The sequence below is a fragment of the Aeromonas sp. NJAU223 genome (genome assembly GCF_051125555.1).
Lineage (GTDB): Bacteria > Pseudomonadota > Gammaproteobacteria > Enterobacterales > Aeromonadaceae > Aeromonas > Aeromonas veronii_G.
In genome coordinates this window covers 3021542-3038246 of sequence record NZ_CP144204.1, presented here as the reverse complement: position 1 = coordinate 3038246, position 16705 = coordinate 3021542, and the positions used below count along the sequence as shown (strand labels likewise).

Below are 16705 nucleotides of genomic sequence, written 5' to 3'. Positions count from 1 at the left end.
GTGAGTTCGGATCATTGGGCATCGCTTTGCGCCCGTTCCACGGCGCGGCGTCGCCACAGATAGAAGGCCGCCGGCAGGACCAGCAGGGTGAGCACCAGGGCCGTCACCATGCCGCCGATCATGGGGGCGGCGATGCGCTGCATCACCTCGGAGCCGGTACCCTGGCTCCACATGATGGGCAACAGGCCGGCGATGATGGTCACCACCGTCATCATCTTGGGTCGCAGGCGCAGGGCGGCCCCCTGGATGACGGCATCGTGCAGGCCCTGCAGGGTGGGCTTGCCGCGGGCGACGAGATCGTCCCAGGCGTGGTTGAGGTAGACCAGCATCAGCACGCCGGTTTCCACCGCCACCCCGGCCAGGGCGATAAAGCCGACCCCCACCGCCACCGAGAGGTTGAAGTCCAGCAGCCAGACGGTCCAGATCCCCCCGACCACGGCGAGCGGCAAGGTGATGAGGATGAGCAGCACCTCCTGGAAGCGGCGGAACGCGAGATAGAGCAGCAGCACTATGATGGCGAGGGTCAGGGGCACCACGTAGGCCAGACGTGCCTTGGCCCGCTCCATGTACTCATACTGCCCGGACCAGGTGAGGGCGTAACCCGCCGGCAGCACCAGTTGTTTTTCCACCTCGGCCCTGGCTTCGCCCACGAAGGAGCCGATGTCCCTGTCCCGGATATCCACGTAGACCCAGCCGTTCAGGCGGGCGTTTTCGCTCCTGAGCATGGGGGCTTCGTCGCTGATATAGACCCGGGCCACGTCCGCCAGGGCGATGCGTTCCCCCTTGGGGGTGACCAGGGGCAACAGTTCCAGGCTCGCCACCGAGTCGCGATAGCTCTGGGGATAACGCAGGTTGATGGGATAGCGCTCGCGCCCCTCTATGGTCTGGCCCACGTCCATGCCCCCCACCGCGGTGGCGAGTACCGCCTGCACCTCGGCGATGTTGAGGCCATAGCGAGCCGCTTTCAGACGGTCGATATCCACCTTGACGTAGCGCCCGCCCGCCACCCGCTCGGCGTAGACGGACGAGGCGCCCTCTACCTTGCCGACGATTTGCTCAAGCTGCTGGCCAATCTCCTGAATGATCTTGAGGTCGGGGCCCGCAATCTTGATCCCCACCGGGGTCTTGATGCCGGTGGCCAGCATGTCGATGCGGGTCTTGATGGGGGGAACCCAGGCGTTGGTGAGGCCGGGGAAGCGGATGAGGGAGTCGAGCTCTTCTTTCAGCTTCTCCGGGGTCATGCCGGGGCGCCACTGATCCCGGGGCTTGAGCTGGATGCTGGTCTCCATCATCACCAGATCGGCGGGATCGGTTGCGGAGTCGGCGCGGCCCGCCTTGCCGAACACATTCGCGACCTCGGGCACGGTACGAATGAGCTTGTCGGTCTGCTGCAGGATCTCCCGTGCCTTGCCCACCGAGATGTTGGCCGCCGTGGTGGGCATGTACATGATGTCCCCCTCATCGAACGGCGGTATGAACTCGGAGCCCAGATAGTGCAGCGGCCAGAAGCCCACCACCGTCACCACGAACGCCGTGACGAGGGTGGTTCGGGGGCGGGCCAGCACGGCATTGAGCAGCGGAATATAGCCATTGCTCAGGCCCCGGTTCAGCGGGTTGGCCTGCTCGGGCAAGACCCTGCCGCGGATGAAGTAACCCATGATGACCGGCACCAGGGTAATGGAGAGCCCGGCGGCGGCCGCCATGGCGTAGGTCTTGGTGTAGGCCAGCGGGTGGAACATGCGTCCCTCCTGGGCCTCCAGGGCGAACACCGGCAGGAAGCTCATGGTGATGATGAGCAGGGAGAAGAAGATGGCGGGACCCACCTCTATGCTCGCCTCCACGATGATGCGCCAACGGTTCTTGTCGGTGAGCTGCTCCCGCTCCATGTGCTTGTGGACGTTCTCTATCATCACGATGGCCCCGTCCACCATGGCACCGATGGCGATGGCGATGCCGCCAAGGGACATGATGTTGGCGTTGATCCCCTGCAGGTGCATGACGATGAAGGCCACCAGGATGGCGATGGGCAAGGAGATGACCACCACCAGGGAGGAGCGCAGGTGGAACAGGAAGGCCAGACACACCAGCACCACCACGGCAAACTCCTCGATGAGCTTGCCGGAGAGGTTATCGATGGCGCGGGCGATGAGATCCGAGCGGTCATAGACGGTGACCACTTCCACCCCGTCCGGCAGGCTGGACTTGAGCTGGGCGAGGCGGGCCTTGACCCCGTCTATGGTGTGCTGGGCATTCTCGCCGTAACGCATGACGATGATGCCGCCCACTACTTCCCCCTCGCCGTTGAGCTCGGCGATGCCACGGCGGCTCTGGGGGCCGGTGATCACCTCCGCCACGTCACCGAGCAGCAGGGGGGCACCCCGCACACTGGTGCCGAGGGGGATCTGCTTGAGATCGTCCACGCTCTTGAGGTAACCGTTGGAGCGCACCATGTATTCCGCTTCCGCCATCTCGATGACGGAGGCACCGGTCTCCTGGTTGCCCATCTCGATGGCGGTCTGGATGAGGGAGAGCGGGATGCCGTAGGCGCGCAGCTTGTCCGGGTCCACCCGCACCTGATACTGGCGCACCATGCCGCCCACGGTGGCGACCTCGGAGACCCCGTTGACCGTCTGCAGCTCGTACTTCAGAAACCAGTTCTGCAGGGAGGTGAGCTCGCTCAAGTCGTGCTTGCCGGTTTTGTCCACCAGGGCGTACTGGTAGACCCAGCCCACCCCGGTGGCGTCGGGGCCAAGCTGGGGCTGGGCGGAGGCGGGCAGGCTCGGGGCCACCTGGCTCAGGTACTCCAGCACCCGGGCCCGGGCCCAGTAGAGATCCGTGCTGTCGTCAAACAGCACATAGACGAAGGAGTCGCCGAAGAAGGAGTAGCCGCGCACCGTGGTAGCCCCCGGCACCGCCAGCATGGCGGTGGTGAGGGGATAGGTGACCTGATCTTCCACCACCTGGGGCGCCTGCCCCGGGTAGGAGGTCTTGATGATCACCTGGACGTCGGAGAGATCCGGCAGGGCGTCTACCGGGGTCTGTTTCACCGACCAGAGCCCCCAGGCGGTGATCATGAGGGTCAGCAGCAGCACCAGGAAGCGGTTGCCGACGGACCAGCGAATAATCGATGGGATCATGATGTGGCTCCTCGCTCAGGGCCCGCGGGTGGCTGGGAGGGCTGACCGGTAACGCAGCAGATCAGGACAGGGATCATGATTTGTCCCCCATGTCGTGCTGGCTGTGATCCATGCCTTCCATGCTCTTCATGTCATCGTTGGCAGGGGCGGCTTTGTCAGCATCCTCGATATGAACGTTGACGATCTTGTACTCATCCCCTTCTTGTTCCACCTGCAGATGCAGGCTCTGGCCCTGTTTCAGCTGGCTCATGTCGACGTCCTCGGCGACGGTGAAGTCCATCTCCATGGCGGGCCATTGCCACTCGGGGATGGGCTGGTGGGCGACCCCCAGGGTGCGACCGGAGAGGTCCACCGCCTGGATCTCCCCCTGGGTCCAGATCTGCTGGGGTCGTATCGCGGTCATGCGCTGGAAGTCGGAGGTGATGCTGGATTCGGAATCGAGCAGGAACTGGGCCGAGGAGACGATGCGATCGCCGGGTTCGACCCCCTCCAGAATGGCCACCTTGTCGCCAAACTGGGGGCCCAGGGTCACGGCCACCGACTTGAAGTCGCCATCCGCCAGGGCCAGCACCAACCGGTTCTGGCTGCCGGTACGGATCACCGCTTCGCTAGGAACCAGATTCTGGGGAGCACCGTTGCCGCTTCGGATACTCACCTTGGCGAACATGTTGGGTTTCAAGAATTCGTCCGGATTGTCAAAGCGCAGCCGTACCTTGAGGGTTCGGGTCTGGGCATCCAGGGTGGGATAGAGGTAATCCACCTTGCCTTGCCACTGGCGGCCGGGGGCATAGTCCAGGGTCATGGTGACCGGGTCGCCGACCTTCAGCTGGGCGGCCTGGCGTTCGAACACCTCGGCGCTGACCCACACCTGAGAGAGGGTGCTGATGTTGAACAGGGGAGCGGCGGGCTCCACATACTGGCCTTCGCGCACTTTCAGCTCAGACACATAGCCGCTGCTCGGGGCGTAGATGCGGATGGTCTCCTGCACCTGGCGGCTGCGCTTGAGGGCGGCTATCTGATCCGCCGGTACCTGCAGGGATTTCAGCTTGCCCTCGGCGGCGCGCAGCAGCAGGGGGTTGGTGGTGTTGAGCGCCAGCAGATACTCGTGCTGGGCATTCACCAGATCCGGGGCGTAGAGATCGTAGATGAAGCTGCCCTTGGCCACCTTCTGCCCCTCGTTCTTGATGGCGAGGTTGCGGATCCAGCCCGCCATGCGGGCGTTGATGGCTTCCAGCCGCTCCTCGTCATAACCCACATAACCCACGGTCTCGATCTGCTGGTGGACGGGCAGCCTTTCCACCGCCGCGAGCCGCACTCCCAGGTTTTGCTGGATCTGGGGGCTGATGGTGACGGTGCCGGGCGACCCTCCTTGTTTCTCTTCATAGACGGGAATGAAGTCCATCCCCATGTTGTCCTTGGCGGGGCCATCGCGTTTGTCGCGCGGATCCATGGGGTTGACCCAGTAGAGGGGAGTCTTCTCGGCGCTGGCGCCCTGTCCTAGACGGGTGGCGGCCAGATAGCCGCCGCCGGCGCCGATGGCGAGCAGCAGGGCACAGAGGATGAGGTTCTTGTTCATGGCTGCCTCCCCGCAAGAGTCGGACAGGTGGCGGGAAGACCCGCAGGGCGCCGTGGCGCGGCAATCTTGGCTGATGACATGGTACATCTTCTCTTCTGACGAGCCGTCAGGCCGGGCCGGGATCCGCCATGCTTGATAGCCGGGCCTGACAAGGGCCGACGGGGATGGAGAGCGGGATCTCGGTTGGCAGGCCTGGTTGGCAAACGGGATGCCAGCGACATAATCGACTGGTACGGGTTGCTTTAGGCGATGGACATGCCATCACGCAGGCTAGCGGTAGAAGATGTTTCTAATGGCGCAGCACAGAGAGCATCAGATGCCGTCTGGGCCAGGAGGGAGGGTGGGCACCGCGCAGGCGCAGCAAGGGGTTGCGCAGCCACTGATCCAGGGCGAGGAGATCCCCGAGGCGCGGCATCAACAACAGGGGCAGGGCAAAGAGGATCAGCAGGGCGGCCAGCAGGGGCAGGCCGGCACCGCCAGCACTGAGGCCGCCGTGCATCTGGCAATCATCCTGACTCTGGGGGCTGGCCTGGCTGTCGTGGCAGGCAAGGCTCTGCATGGCCGCGAGTTCCCCGCCCATGGAGGCGGACATCCCCATGGCGGCCCCGTCGTCGGGGGCGGCGCCGTGCCAGCTGATGCAGAGGGTCAGATTGCACACGAGCACCAGCGCCAGCAACAGCCGGGCGATGAGCACAGTGGGCAATCTCGATGACAGCATGGACAACTCCCATAAACGTTGGGGCGAATGTAAACCTTACTAAAGGGGTAAGGTCAAGGGCGCCTTGTGCTCAAGAGGTGGAAAGTCGTGGCGCCGCACCGTGATGGCGAGCCATGGGGGACGGGATGTCCCTGCCTGGGCTTTGTTGCAACAAACAAGGCACCCCGGGGTGCCTTGTTTGACGAGTGTGGCGTCTGCCAGCCAGAGAGGCTCTGGCGTCAGGCGAAGCAGGTCCAGATGGGGGCGTGATCCGAGGGTTTCTCGATGCCGCGCAGCTCGTAGTCGATGCCGGTTTCGGTCACGGTGTCCTTGAGGGCATCGGATGCCATGATGAGATCGATGCGCAGGCCCCGGTTCTCGTCAAAACCCCGGGAACGGTAGTCGAACCAGGAGAAGCGCTCACACTCGGTGGGGTTGGCGGCGCGGAAGGTGTCGGTCAGGCCGAAGCCTTTCAGGCGCTCCATCCATTCCCGCTCGATGGGCAGGAAGGAGCACTTGCCGTCCCGCAGCCAGCGCTTGCGGTTCGCCTCGCCGATGCCGATGTCCAGATCCGTGGGGGAGATGTTCATATCCCCGATCAGCGCTATCTGGTCGCTCGGGCTGTGGTGGGTCTCGAGATAGTGCTGCAAGTCCTCGTAGAATTTCTGCTTGGCCGGGAACTTGGTCTCGTGATCCTGGCTCTCCCCCTGGGGGAAGTAGCCGTTCATCACCTTGATGATGGAGCCGTCTTCCCGCTTGAAACTGGCCATGATCATGCGGCGCTGGGCATCTTCCTCATCGGTGGGGAAGCCTTTTTGCACCTCGATGGGGGCCTGCTTGCTCATGATGGCGACCCCGTAATGGCCCTTCTGGCCGTGGAACGCCACGTGATAACCCATGGCCTCCACGTCGGCCACCGGGAAGGCCTCGTCGTGGACCTTGATCTCCTGCAGGCCGATCACATCCGGCTGATGCTTGTCGATGATGGCTTGCAACTGATGAAGACGGGCACGCAGGCCATTGATATTGAAAGAGATGATCTTCATGTCGGGATGCTCATGTCGTTTTTATTAGTGGCTATTGAACTCGGGATCCGCCCCGGATGCAAGTGCGGGGCGGGCCAGAGGCCAGTCCCTGAACCGTGGCGGGTCAACGGGTCATCTTCTTGACAAACACCACCACGAACAACGCCAGCGTGAAGCTGCCGGTGAAGGCCTCGAAGGCGGCGACAATTCGCGACAGGCCGACGGGGGTGAAGTCCCCATAGCCGAGGGTGGTGAAGGTCACCACGCTGTAGTAGAGGCACTCGAGCAGGAAGAAGGCGTTCTGCTCGAGGCTCGCCTGTGGCTGGTAGATGAGATGATTGCCGCTGAAGCTCAGGCCAAAGAAGAAGTAGAAGATGCTGCAGATGAAGATGAGCAGCAGGGAGAAGAGCACCACCCGCATGGGTGCCTCACCGTAGCCGCAGAAGAGATCCACTATCCAGGAGGCGAAGCGCTGGTAGGAGCAAAACGGCATCTGCAGGCGGCGCATGGTGAGCTCCTGCTGGATGTAGCGACCGGACATGGTGAAGATGCCCTGGGCCTCCGAGGCTTTGCGCAGATCCCGGTAGGTCTCTTCCGCCTCCTTGAACCAGACGCGGGCCTGGGCTGGATCCCGCTCGCGGCGTCCCTTCCTGTCCTGCATCAGCCGTTTGCCGGTATCCAGGTTGTCGAGGCGGGTGTTCTTCCAGCGGATGCCGAGCAGGTTCACGTCGTGCAGCTCGGCGCAGTGCAGGTTGGCCTCGCTGAGGTCGGCCTTCATCAGGCTGCCGCCGTGAATCCTGAGGCCGTAGAGGTGGGCGCCGCGCAGATTGGCGCGATAGAGGTTGCACTGCTCCAGCAAGAAACCCTGGGGACCTTGCTTGTTCACCAGGTTGAGGTCAGCGAGCTCGGCCCTGGCCAGTTGCAAGCCGTGGCACAGACCCCCCTGGCGCACATAGTTTTCCAGCGCCTGAAGGGTGCCGGGGGATTGATGATCCCCCTTGGGGTCGTGCCAGCGGCACAGATCCTGATCTCCCGCCTCTTCGCTGCAGTGGCGGCCATCGGCCACCAGATACCGGCACATTGCCATGCTGTCCTCTCCCTCGCTGAACTGGTATCAGCATAGGTGAGGGGGGACGGGAGGCGCTTAGTTGAGCTGGTTATATTCCTGGCGCAGCTTGCGAAAACGCTCCTGCTGGGCGGGATTCAAGGGAATGCCTTCCAGCACCTCCAGGGTCTCCCGGCACTCGGCGCCAAATTCTGGACTCTTGCGGTTCTTCTGCATCAGTTGCAACAGCACCTGGATCTTGTTGAGGGCCGCCCCGGTGTTGGCCGGGGTGCGGCGCAGGGCCTCGCGAAAGTGGCTGAGGGCCTGCTCCAGCTCTCCGCCCTGATAGGCCTTGATCCCAAGCTCGTTGAGCTGCTGGTAGCGCTGGCGGCGCTCCTGCACCGTCTTGTCATCCCGGGTGACCTGGATGCAGGTGGTGAGCAGCCTGTCTTCATCCTCCGCCAGCAGGGCCTGCAGACTCTCGGCGTACTCGAACTCGCCGAGCTGATAGAGCGCCAATATGGTCTCTCCCAGCAGGGCGGGGGGCATGGTCTCGGGTTGATCCAGCCAGTTCTGGTTCGCGCGGTAGAGCATCTTCTTGCCCCTGAGCAGCTCACCGAGGGCGATCTGCACCCTGGCCTGGCAGATCTGCTCGAACACCGGGTAGTTGAACTCCGCCATCATCAGGGAGTCGCGAATGCGGGACAGGGCCGAATTCACCTGCTTTTGCAGGTTGGCGATATGGTAACCGTCGTTGCTGTTGAGGGCATAGAGGGTCAGAGTCTGGATATAGGCCCCCAGATAGTGCGGGGTGCGGTGGATGGAGTTGCGGGAGAGATCGATGAGGGAGAGCAACACATCCTTGGCCTGACCGTAGTCGTGGCGCAGCAGGCAGACCTCGGCCAGCCGGCGGGAGAGCTGGACTGACTGGGGGGAGATGTCCACTGCCCGGCGCAGCTCCTGCTGGGCCAGATCGCTGTTGCCGAGGGCGAGCTGGGACTCCGCCAGCCAGAGGTAGGCCTCCACCATCAGCGGGGCATTTTTCAGGGTCACCTGCAGGTGGCTCACCGCTTCCTCATGCAGTGCGAGGGTATGACAGGCCTTGCCAAGGGTGAGCCGGGCCCAGCTGTTCTCCTGTCCGGCCAGCAACTGGCGCATCAGGCTGCGGGCTTCCCTCGCCTGACCGAGCTTGAGCTGGGTGTCGGCCTGCAGACAGCGGCAGAAGTTGGCAAAGCGGGGCACCCGATCGGCCTGGGCGGCGCACGCCTCAATCAGCGCCGGCAGATCATCCAGGGTGAGGGCGGTGAAGACGCTCTCCAGGGCCTGGCGGCGGGCGAGGGCGCGCTTCAAGCGAAACGAGAACTGCTCCTGGGAGAAGGGCTTCATCAGGTATTCGTCGGGTTCGGCCTCGAGGGCGCTCAGCACCATGGCCCGGGAGCCGTCGCTGCTGACCATGATCACCACGCTCTGGGGCGGAATGAGCTTCTGATCCCGCAGACTCTCCAGCAGCTGGCGGCCGTTCTCCCCGCTGCCCAGCTCATAGTCCAGCAGATAGATGTCGAAGGTCTCTTTCTGGCAGCGGCGCCTGGCCTCCTCGGCGGAGTTGATGTAGGTGATGCGATTGATGCCGATGTTGAGCAGCATGGCCTTCATCATCATCTGGAAGGAGCGCTGCTCATTGACCAACAGTATGCGTCTGGGCTTGGGCTGGGCTTTTTTCTCTGGCTCGGGAGTCTGCATCTGTCTGGATCAGGGCGCTGGGATGGGATGAGGGAAGTGTGCCACCAAAGTCCGCAGACAGGCAATCCGGCGGCGCAATTGCCCGTGTCGTCCCTCACAAATCCGTGCCTTGCCGGCAGGAAAGTGCGCTGCTGGGCCAGAGCTTGGCCCCGTCTCGCTCAGGAAACGGGCTTGGTGGCGCCGGTTTGCGGCTTGGCGGAGAGATAGGGGGCAAACTCCGGGGTGTATCTGGCCTCGAAACCCTGCTCCGTCTTGACGATGAGGTAGACGGCCAGATGATGGCGACGCGCGAAGCTCATGGCCTGCTCGGGCCCCATCACCATGAGCGCCGTGTCCAGGGCATCGGCCTCCAGGGTGGTCTGGGTGATGACGCTGGCGGAGACCAGCTTGTGGGTCACGGGTTCGCCGGTGGCGGGATCGATGATGTGGGAATAACGCCTGCCGTCCAGCTCGTAATAGTTGAGATAGCTGCCGGCGGTGCTGAGCCCCATGCCGTTGGGGGTGACGACGTCTTCAATGGTACCTGGCTTGCCTGAGGGTTCGACGATGGCGACACGCCAGGGGTTGCCCTGGCTGTTGTGACCCTTGCTGCGCACGGCTCCCGCCACCTCGATGAGATAGTTGTCGACCCCCTTGCGCTCCAGTAGCGCGGCAATCTCGTCAGACGCCGCCCCTTCTCCCAGGGTGGAGAGATCGAGGTAGAGGTCCGCAATGCGCTTGGTGAGCAGGAAGTGGTCCCCCTGTGGCAGCAGATCCAGTTTGTCGATGCCGACCCGCTCGCGGGCACGGACTATCTGCTCGGGGGAGGGACGCTTGACCGGGCGTTTGTCCGGCCCGAAGCCCCAGAGGTTGACCAGGGGCCCCACGGTCACATCCAGCTTGCCGCCGGTGAGGTGACCGGCATCGATGCCTTGTTGCACGATCTTGGCCATGGTGGCCGGGATGAGGGTGGGGGCGTTGGCCGGCCCCAGGTTGAAGCGGGAGATGAGGGAGTCCGGGTCATAGGTGGAGATCTCCTTGTTCATCCGGGCCAGCAGAGCGTTGACCTCTTTTTGCAGCGCAGGCTTTCCACCCGGGTAGGTATCCGTGATGGTCACCACGAAGTAGGTGCCCATGGTATTGCCCTGGATCCGCGTCTGGGTGGGGCTCGGCTGGCAGGCGCTGAGCAGCAGCATCAGGGCCAGCAGGGCGCCGTGGCGAAGGGGGGAAAGCGGTGCGGAAAACGACATCGACTACGCTCATAAGCAATGAAATTCGGGCGGGCAGCTTAGCCAACCCGGTCCGTGCTGACGAGTTTATTGCCCGCTCGGAGCGGAAAATAATTAACCGGTGTGGCACTCTGATCAGGAAATGCTGTCGCACGGTGGCCGAGAATGAGCCTCAGACGAGTGACCTGGTCCGCAGCTTTGAGCAAAAGCCATCGTCGATTGATGACAGTCCGGTAGAATGAAGATCGATTACGACAGCATCTTTGCCCATCGCCGAGGCGAGTCTGCAGGCAAGCGTGTTGCCATCCATAGCCAATCGAAGGAGAAGATGATGAAAAAGGCCATTACCCTGCTGTTTCTTGGTTCACTGACCGCCCTGGGCATGGTTGCACCGGCCCAGGCAGACGAATGCGCCCTGGCGATTGAAGGCAATGATGCCATGCAGTTCAACCTGAAGGAGATGAGTGTTCCGGCTACCTGCAAGGAAGTGACCATCACCTTGCACCATTCGGGCAAGATGCCGGTGACGGCCATGGGGCATAACTGGGTGCTGTCGAATACCGCCGATTATCAGGCGGTCGCCACCGCAGGCATGAGTGCCGGCGCCGATCACGACTACCTGCCCAAGGACGATGCCCGTATCCTGGCGCACACCAAGCTGGTGGGCGGCGGCGAGAGCACCAGCGTCACCTTCAAGACCGAGGGGCTGGCGGGCAAGGATCTCACCTTCTTCTGCTCCTTCCCCGGCCACTTCGCCATGATGAAGGGTGCCTTCAAGGTCGGTTAAGTTGCGTAGGGTTTAACGATGCCGATAAAAAGCCGGGTTCTCCCGGCTTTTTTGTCTCTGGCGTTCGGTGCTAGCAATCAGGGCAGTGCCGCCATCAGCCTGCGGCCTGCACCTGTTCGCTGGCTTGCAGGGTGAAGAAGGCGATGGTGGTCTTCTTCTGGCACTCGAAGCGGATGATCTCCTCCCCAGTGATGACCAGGGTCTCATTGACCGCCACGGCTTTGCCATCAACCGCCAACTGGCCGCTCAGCAGGTGGCAGAGATAGGTCTTGTCCGCCTCCAGCGTCAGGCTCAAGGGGAAGGGGAGGTTGAGCACCCGCAGGTTGGCGCTGATGCGCTCGGGGTCATAGATAAGCCCCAGATCCATCACCTCTTTTTTCAGCAACTCGCAGTGGGTCTCGTCGTCACCGCTGAAATGGGCGGCCTCATGGGTGGCATAGGGGTGGCCGTTGAGCACGAAACCGGCGCCGCTGATGGGCAGCAGGATGCGCTGATAACCGGGGAACTTAGAGAACGGGCCCGGCCCCTTGATGGGGGCTGAGCTCAGGCGGTAGTCAAAGTCGAGCTTCTCCAGGCTGCTCCCCTTGGGGGCGATGAGGATCTGGGCCGTGGTGCCCTGCTTGTTCTTCCAGGGCATCTTCAACTGGTCAGACTCTTTGATCAGGGTGATCACTGTGGGCCTCTTTGTGGCAATCAAGGGATGAGGCCAAGTGATACCATCCCGGCCGCGGCCCCACAAGGCGAGCCGCCATCGGGCCCGTCCGGTTGGCCATTTACTGGACAATGGCGGGAAGAAGGGGAGCAGTTTCGGTGGTCGGTGTCCTCCTGATGGCGCTGGATTGAGCAATCTGTCGCCAACTCCGGGCCTTGTTCCCATGAAACCCCGAGGCTGTGATGGCGACGCTGTTAAAGCGCTCTCGACTCGCTACACTGGCAGCTTCGCTGTATGGAGGCACCATGACTCACAAGATCATTCTGGATACGGATCCCGGCATCGACGATGCCATGGCAATACTGTTTGCCGAGGCTCACCCCGCCATCGAACTGATGGCCATCACCACGGTATTTGGCAATGCCACCATCGAAAACGGCACCCACAACGCGCTCTGGCTCAAGCAGCAATATGGCATGAAGGCCGACGTGGTCCAGGGCGCCGCGGCGCCGCTCAAACGCGAGCCGGTCGGCCCGACCACGGTGGTGCATGGCCCCACCGGCTTTGGAGATGTGCAGGCCGGAGAGGTGAGCATCAAGGCGGACGCTCGCCCCGCCTGGCAATACATCGTCGAGGCGCTGAAGGCGGCGCCCGGCGAGATCACCCTGGTGACCATTGGGCCGCTGACCAACCTGGCGCTGGCGCTCGAAGCGGCCCCCGAGATCACCGGGCTGGTGAAAGAAGTGGTCGTGATGGGCGGCGCCTTTGGCGTCAACGGCCATCGTGGCAATGTGACCCCCTATGCGGAGGCCAATATTCACGACGATCCCGAGGCGGCGGATCGGGTGTTCACCGCCGATTGGCCCGTGGTGATCATCGGGCTGGACGTGACCCAGCAGAGCTTCTTCAGCAGCGCCTATCTGGACGCCCTGCGCAGCGAAGCCGGGGAGCCGGGCCGCTTCCTGTGGGATGTGAGCCGCTTCTACCTGCGCTTCTATTCCGAGCGCATCGGCCTGGATGGTTGTCACGTGCACGATCCCTCCGCCATCGCCTATGTCATCGATCCTGCCCTGTTCACCCTGCGGGAAGGGCCGGTGCGGGTCATCAGTGAGGGGCCGGCCATCGGCCACACCCTGCAAAAATTCGATGGCAAGGCCCATCCCCACGACGAGTGGGCCGCCTGTCCTGCCCAGCGGGTCGGGGTGGCGGTGCGGGATCAGGCGCTGCTGTCACTCTATCGGGAGACGCTGGTGGCCTGGGGCAAGGGTCGCCAGGGCGGCCAGCGGTGATGGGCAAAGCGTGATGCTCCCCCGATAATCGGCCGCCGGCGAGGCCTATACTGAGGCCATCAATGGGATGCAAGGAGAAGCACGGATGGCCTGGTTGTCTTTGGTGGTGGCGATAGCCCTGATCTGGTGGTTGATGAAGCTGGGGCGCGGCGCCCTGTTCGAGATCCGGCTCGCCCCCGGCAAGGTGGTGGTGAAGCGGGGCTCCGTGCCGCCGCGTTTCCTGACGCAGGCCAAACAGGTGCTGCAGCATGACCCGGTGCGCGGTCGCATACTGGGGCAGCGGGATGGCAACGGGGTACGCCTCGTCTTCTCCCGCTCCATTCCTGAGCCCGTGGCCCAGCGGCTGCGCAACATCTTCCCCTATGGTGATTATCGCGGTCCGGTGCCGAGTCCGGATGGGCGCAAGTCCCACTGAGCCCGGCTGCCGCCACTCACTCTTTCAAATGCTGACTACGCCGGGCCGCTGCCCGGCGTTTGCTTGTTGGCGGGTTGGCGTTTCACCCTCAACGGGGCCCCTGCAGGGGCTTCATCACCTCTATCAGGAAGTCGATGAAGGCGCGGGTCTGGGGTTTCAAGAAGCGTCCGCCGCGAAACACCGCATAGATCTCGTCGTGACGATCCTCGTAGGGAGATGCCTGCCAGTCGGGCAGGACGGGCAGCAGGGACCCCTCGTCCAGTCCTTGCTGCACCATCCAGCTCGACAGCAGCAGCAGGCCGCAGCCCGCCTTGGCTGCGCACAGCAGCGGGGTACCGCCGATGGAGGTGAGATTGCCCTGCACCGCGACCCGCTGACGCTCGGCCCCCTGCTGAAAGTGCCAGTGCTGTCGTTGCCGACCCTGACCGCGGATGAGGCAGTTGTGATTGGCAATGTCGCCGGGGTGGGTCGGTTCCCCATGGGTTGCCAGGTAGTCGGGGGAGGCGACCAGCAGGGTACGATTCGCCAGCAGGCGGCGGGCGTGCAGGCCGCTGTCGAGAGGACGTCCGATGCGCACGGCCAGATCCACGTTCTCGGCGTCGAGATCCACCAGCCGGTTGTCGAGCTCTATCTCGAGGCGCACGCCGGGATAGCGGGCGAGGAAGGCGGGCAGCCGGGGGGCCAGCCAGGCGGCACCGAAGCTCTCGAACACGGACACCCGCAGCCCCCCTTGCGGCGCACCGGACAGGGGCTGGAGGGACTGCACCAGCTGATCCGCCTCCTCCAGCAGGGGGAGGGAGCGGGTGAGAAAGTATTCCCCCTGATCGGTCAACACCAGCTGGCGGGTGCTGCGCTTGAACAGCGGCACACCGAGCTGCTGCTCCAGACCGTCGATGGTGCGGGTGACCGAGGAGGGGGCCAGATTGAGGGCGCGGGCGGCGCGGGAGAAGCTGCCTGACTCCACCACCTGGGCCAGGATACGGATGCGATCCAGCATGACTCATCCTTTGCGTTTAACGCAAAACTGTTGCCGATTACGGCCATATTCTATTCATCTGAATGAGAGTGGACAATGCCCTCATCGCCCATGGGGGTGCTCATCGAAGGAATCTTGTCATGTCCCACCGTATCCAGCTTGCCACCCAGATCCCCGTCGCCATCCAGGCCATGCGAGGATTGGAAACCTATCTCGGCACTACCGGGATCCCCCCCGCCCTCAAGGAGCTCATCAAGATGCGAGCCTCCATGATCAACGGCTGCGCCTACTGCATCGAGATGCACGGGGCGGTGGCACTGAAGCAGCAGGAGAGCCCTCAGCGGCTGCTGGCGCTGGCTGCCTGGCGGGAATCCCCGCTGTTCGACGAGCGGGAGCGCGCCGTGCTGGCCCTGACCGACGAGGTGACTCTGATCGCCGAACAGGGTCTCAGCGAGGAGAGCTATCAGCGGGGGCTGATCCTGCTCGGAGAGACCCTGCTGGCCCAGTGTCTGATGCAGATCATCACCATCAACGCCTGGAATCGGGTTGCGGTCGCGACCCGGATGGAGCATGCCCACGACTGACATCAGATGTCATTTGTTAATGTCGTGTTAACGAGAAATGGCGGCAGAATGTGCTGATGACGGGTCCCCGCAGGGGGCCCGTTTTTTTCGCCTTGAGGGGCTAAAAAAGGAGGGGGTTGCGGAGGAAATGGGTTCTTTTTTGAATGCAAGAAGTTAATCATACGATCGTTTGATTAATTAATTTATATTTTTGTGATAGTTTCATGGCGCCAGATCAAGGAACTGGTAATGAGAATGCCGGATGTGAGGGAGCGATATGAGGCCCTGATTTCCGTTTATCCATTGGAAATATAAGGATGAATGATGTTTTTGTTTAATTAGTGAGCGTTTTTGGCCGTGTAGAAAATTAACGGGAGATGAATTGCTGGGCGGGGATCCGAGTTAATTGGTCGATGTCAAGTAATTAACATCCACTGTGTGTTTGTATCAGCTTGAAAACAATTTTGGGATTAATTTTTCATGTTGTTCACATGCCTGTCTGATGCAATAAAATGCTGCATTTTTTAATTATACCAATAAGCCTTGGGAAGATGAGGACATTGCATGAGACCTTTTGATGTGAAGAGGGGCTTGGGCGCTTTGCTGTTGATCGCGACTGCTGGTTTGCTGAGCGGTTGCGACATGGCTCTGATGAGCCCCAAGGGGCAAGTCGGTCTGGAGCAGAAATCACTGATATTGACCGCACTCGGCTTGATGCTGATTGTGGTGGTGCCCGTGATTATCATGGCGGTGGCGTTCGCTTATAAATACCGAGCGTCCAACACCAAAGCCACCTACGCGCCGGACTGGGCCCACTCCAACAAGATTGAAGCGGTTGTCTGGACCGTACCCGTCATCATTGTCGCCATCCTGGCGGTGATTACCTGGAAAACGTCCCACTCGCTCGACCCCTACAAGCCGCTGGAGTCTGATGTGAAACCGATCCAGGTCGATGTCATCTCCCTCGACTGGAAATGGTTGTTTGTCTATCCGGAACTGGGCATTGCCTCGGTCAACGAGCTGGCCTTCCCGGTCAACACCCCGGTCAACTTCCGCGTGACCTCAGACACCGTGATGAACTCCTTCTTCATTCCCCAGCTGGGTGGCCAGATCTACGCCATGGCGGGCATGCAGACCAAGCTGCACCTGATCGCCAACGAGGCAGGCCAGTACAAGGGTATCTCCGGCGGCTACAGCGGCGCGGGTTTCTCCGGCATGAAGTTCAACGCCATCGCGACGCAAGATCAGGCCGGTTTCGACGCCTGGGTCGCCAAGGTGAAAGCCTCCTCCAAGGCACTGAACACCATGGGTGAGTTCGATGTTCTGGCCAAGAAGAGCGAAAACCACCCGGTTGAGTACTTCGCCAGCGCCGATCCCAAGCTGTTCGTCAATGTGATCAACAAGTTCATGGGCGGCATGTCCCATGGTGGCCACGACGCCAAGCAAGCTGGCGCCATGGAGCACGAGGCCATGAACCATGAGTCCGCCAATGAGGACACCATGGACCACGCGGCCATGAATCATGACGAGCATGCAGGACACATGGCCACGTCGATGGCTGACAAGAGTGTGAAAGCAGGATCCGAGGAATAATT

The 16705-nt window shown here is 62.3% G+C and carries 14 protein-coding genes; 5 read left to right on the top strand and 9 right to left on the bottom strand.

All coding sequences use genetic code 11. The annotated features are described in order from the left end of the window. Positions 1-11 precede the first annotated feature (11 nt). The 7 genes from VZC39_RS13695 to VZC39_RS13665 all read right to left on the bottom strand — a co-directional run bounded on the left by VZC39_RS13695 (position 12) and on the right by VZC39_RS13665 (position 10449). Complete coding sequence (locus tag VZC39_RS13695; protein ID WP_434663264.1) at positions 12-3137, bottom strand: efflux RND transporter permease subunit; 3126 nt, start codon at positions 3135-3137, stop codon at positions 12-14. A gap of 73 nt (positions 3138-3210) precedes the next feature. Beyond that, positions 3211-4713, bottom strand: a complete 1503-nt coding sequence (locus tag VZC39_RS13690) for an efflux RND transporter periplasmic adaptor subunit (RefSeq protein ID WP_434663261.1) — start codon at positions 4711-4713, stop codon at positions 3211-3213. Positions 4714-5002: 289 nt separating this feature from the next. After that, complete coding sequence (locus VZC39_RS13685; RefSeq protein WP_349918694.1) at positions 5003-5431, bottom strand: hypothetical protein; 429 nt, start codon at positions 5429-5431, stop codon at positions 5003-5005. A 218-nt stretch (positions 5432-5649) separates the two neighbouring features. Continuing rightward, positions 5650-6456 carry an exodeoxyribonuclease III gene (xthA, locus tag VZC39_RS13680; protein WP_434663258.1) on the bottom strand — a complete coding sequence of 269 codons (807 nt, stop codon included), beginning with the start codon at positions 6454-6456 and terminating at the stop codon, positions 5650-5652. A gap of 103 nt (positions 6457-6559) precedes the next feature. Beyond that, entirely contained in the window at positions 6560-7522 is a 963-nt protein-coding gene (locus VZC39_RS13675; RefSeq protein ID WP_349918692.1) for an ion channel, read from the bottom strand. A gap of 57 nt (positions 7523-7579) precedes the next feature. Next, complete coding sequence (locus VZC39_RS13670; RefSeq protein WP_434663255.1) at positions 7580-9220, bottom strand: response regulator; 1641 nt, start codon at positions 9218-9220, stop codon at positions 7580-7582. Between the two features lie 158 nt (positions 9221-9378). Further along, positions 9379-10449, bottom strand: coding sequence for an FAD:protein FMN transferase (locus VZC39_RS13665; protein WP_434663253.1), 1071 nt, complete (start codon positions 10447-10449; stop codon positions 9379-9381). 310 nt (positions 10450-10759) lie between these two features. Here VZC39_RS13665 and azu point away from each other — a divergent pair, with 310 nt between their 5' ends. After that, positions 10760-11215, top strand: coding sequence for an azurin (gene azu, locus VZC39_RS13660; protein ID WP_434663250.1), 456 nt, complete (start codon positions 10760-10762; stop codon positions 11213-11215). 94 nt (positions 11216-11309) lie between these two features. Here azu and VZC39_RS13655 read toward each other — a convergent pair whose 3' ends face one another. Further along, positions 11310-11888 (bottom strand): HutD family protein, encoded by a 579-nt coding sequence (locus tag VZC39_RS13655; RefSeq protein WP_434663247.1) that lies wholly within the window; start codon positions 11886-11888, stop codon positions 11310-11312. A gap of 284 nt (positions 11889-12172) precedes the next feature. On the opposite strand from VZC39_RS13655, the gene VZC39_RS13650 reads away from it, so the two are divergent. Together VZC39_RS13650 and VZC39_RS13645 are read left to right on the top strand one after the other, a co-directional pair. After that, complete coding sequence (locus tag VZC39_RS13650) at positions 12173-13156, top strand: nucleoside hydrolase (RefSeq protein ID WP_434663245.1); 984 nt, start codon at positions 12173-12175, stop codon at positions 13154-13156. Positions 13157-13241: 85 nt separating this feature from the next. Continuing rightward, positions 13242-13571 carry a DUF3634 family protein gene (locus VZC39_RS13645; RefSeq protein WP_434663242.1) on the top strand — a complete coding sequence of 110 codons (330 nt, stop codon included), beginning with the start codon at positions 13242-13244 and terminating at the stop codon, positions 13569-13571. 88 nt (positions 13572-13659) lie between these two features. On the opposite strand, the gene VZC39_RS13640 is transcribed toward VZC39_RS13645, so the two are convergent. Further along, positions 13660-14568 carry a LysR family transcriptional regulator gene (locus tag VZC39_RS13640; RefSeq protein WP_434663240.1) on the bottom strand — a complete coding sequence of 303 codons (909 nt, stop codon included), beginning with the start codon at positions 14566-14568 and terminating at the stop codon, positions 13660-13662. A 119-nt stretch (positions 14569-14687) separates the two neighbouring features. Between VZC39_RS13640 and VZC39_RS13635 the strand changes: the two genes are divergently transcribed. Both VZC39_RS13635 and cyoA read left to right on the top strand, forming a co-directional pair. After that, positions 14688-15131, top strand: a complete 444-nt coding sequence (locus tag VZC39_RS13635; RefSeq protein ID WP_434663238.1) for a carboxymuconolactone decarboxylase family protein — start codon at positions 14688-14690, stop codon at positions 15129-15131. A 543-nt stretch (positions 15132-15674) separates the two neighbouring features. Continuing rightward, positions 15675-16703, top strand: coding sequence for a cytochrome o ubiquinol oxidase subunit II (gene cyoA, locus VZC39_RS13630; protein WP_349918682.1), 1029 nt, complete (start codon positions 15675-15677; stop codon positions 16701-16703). Positions 16704-16705: the final 2 nt, after the last annotated feature.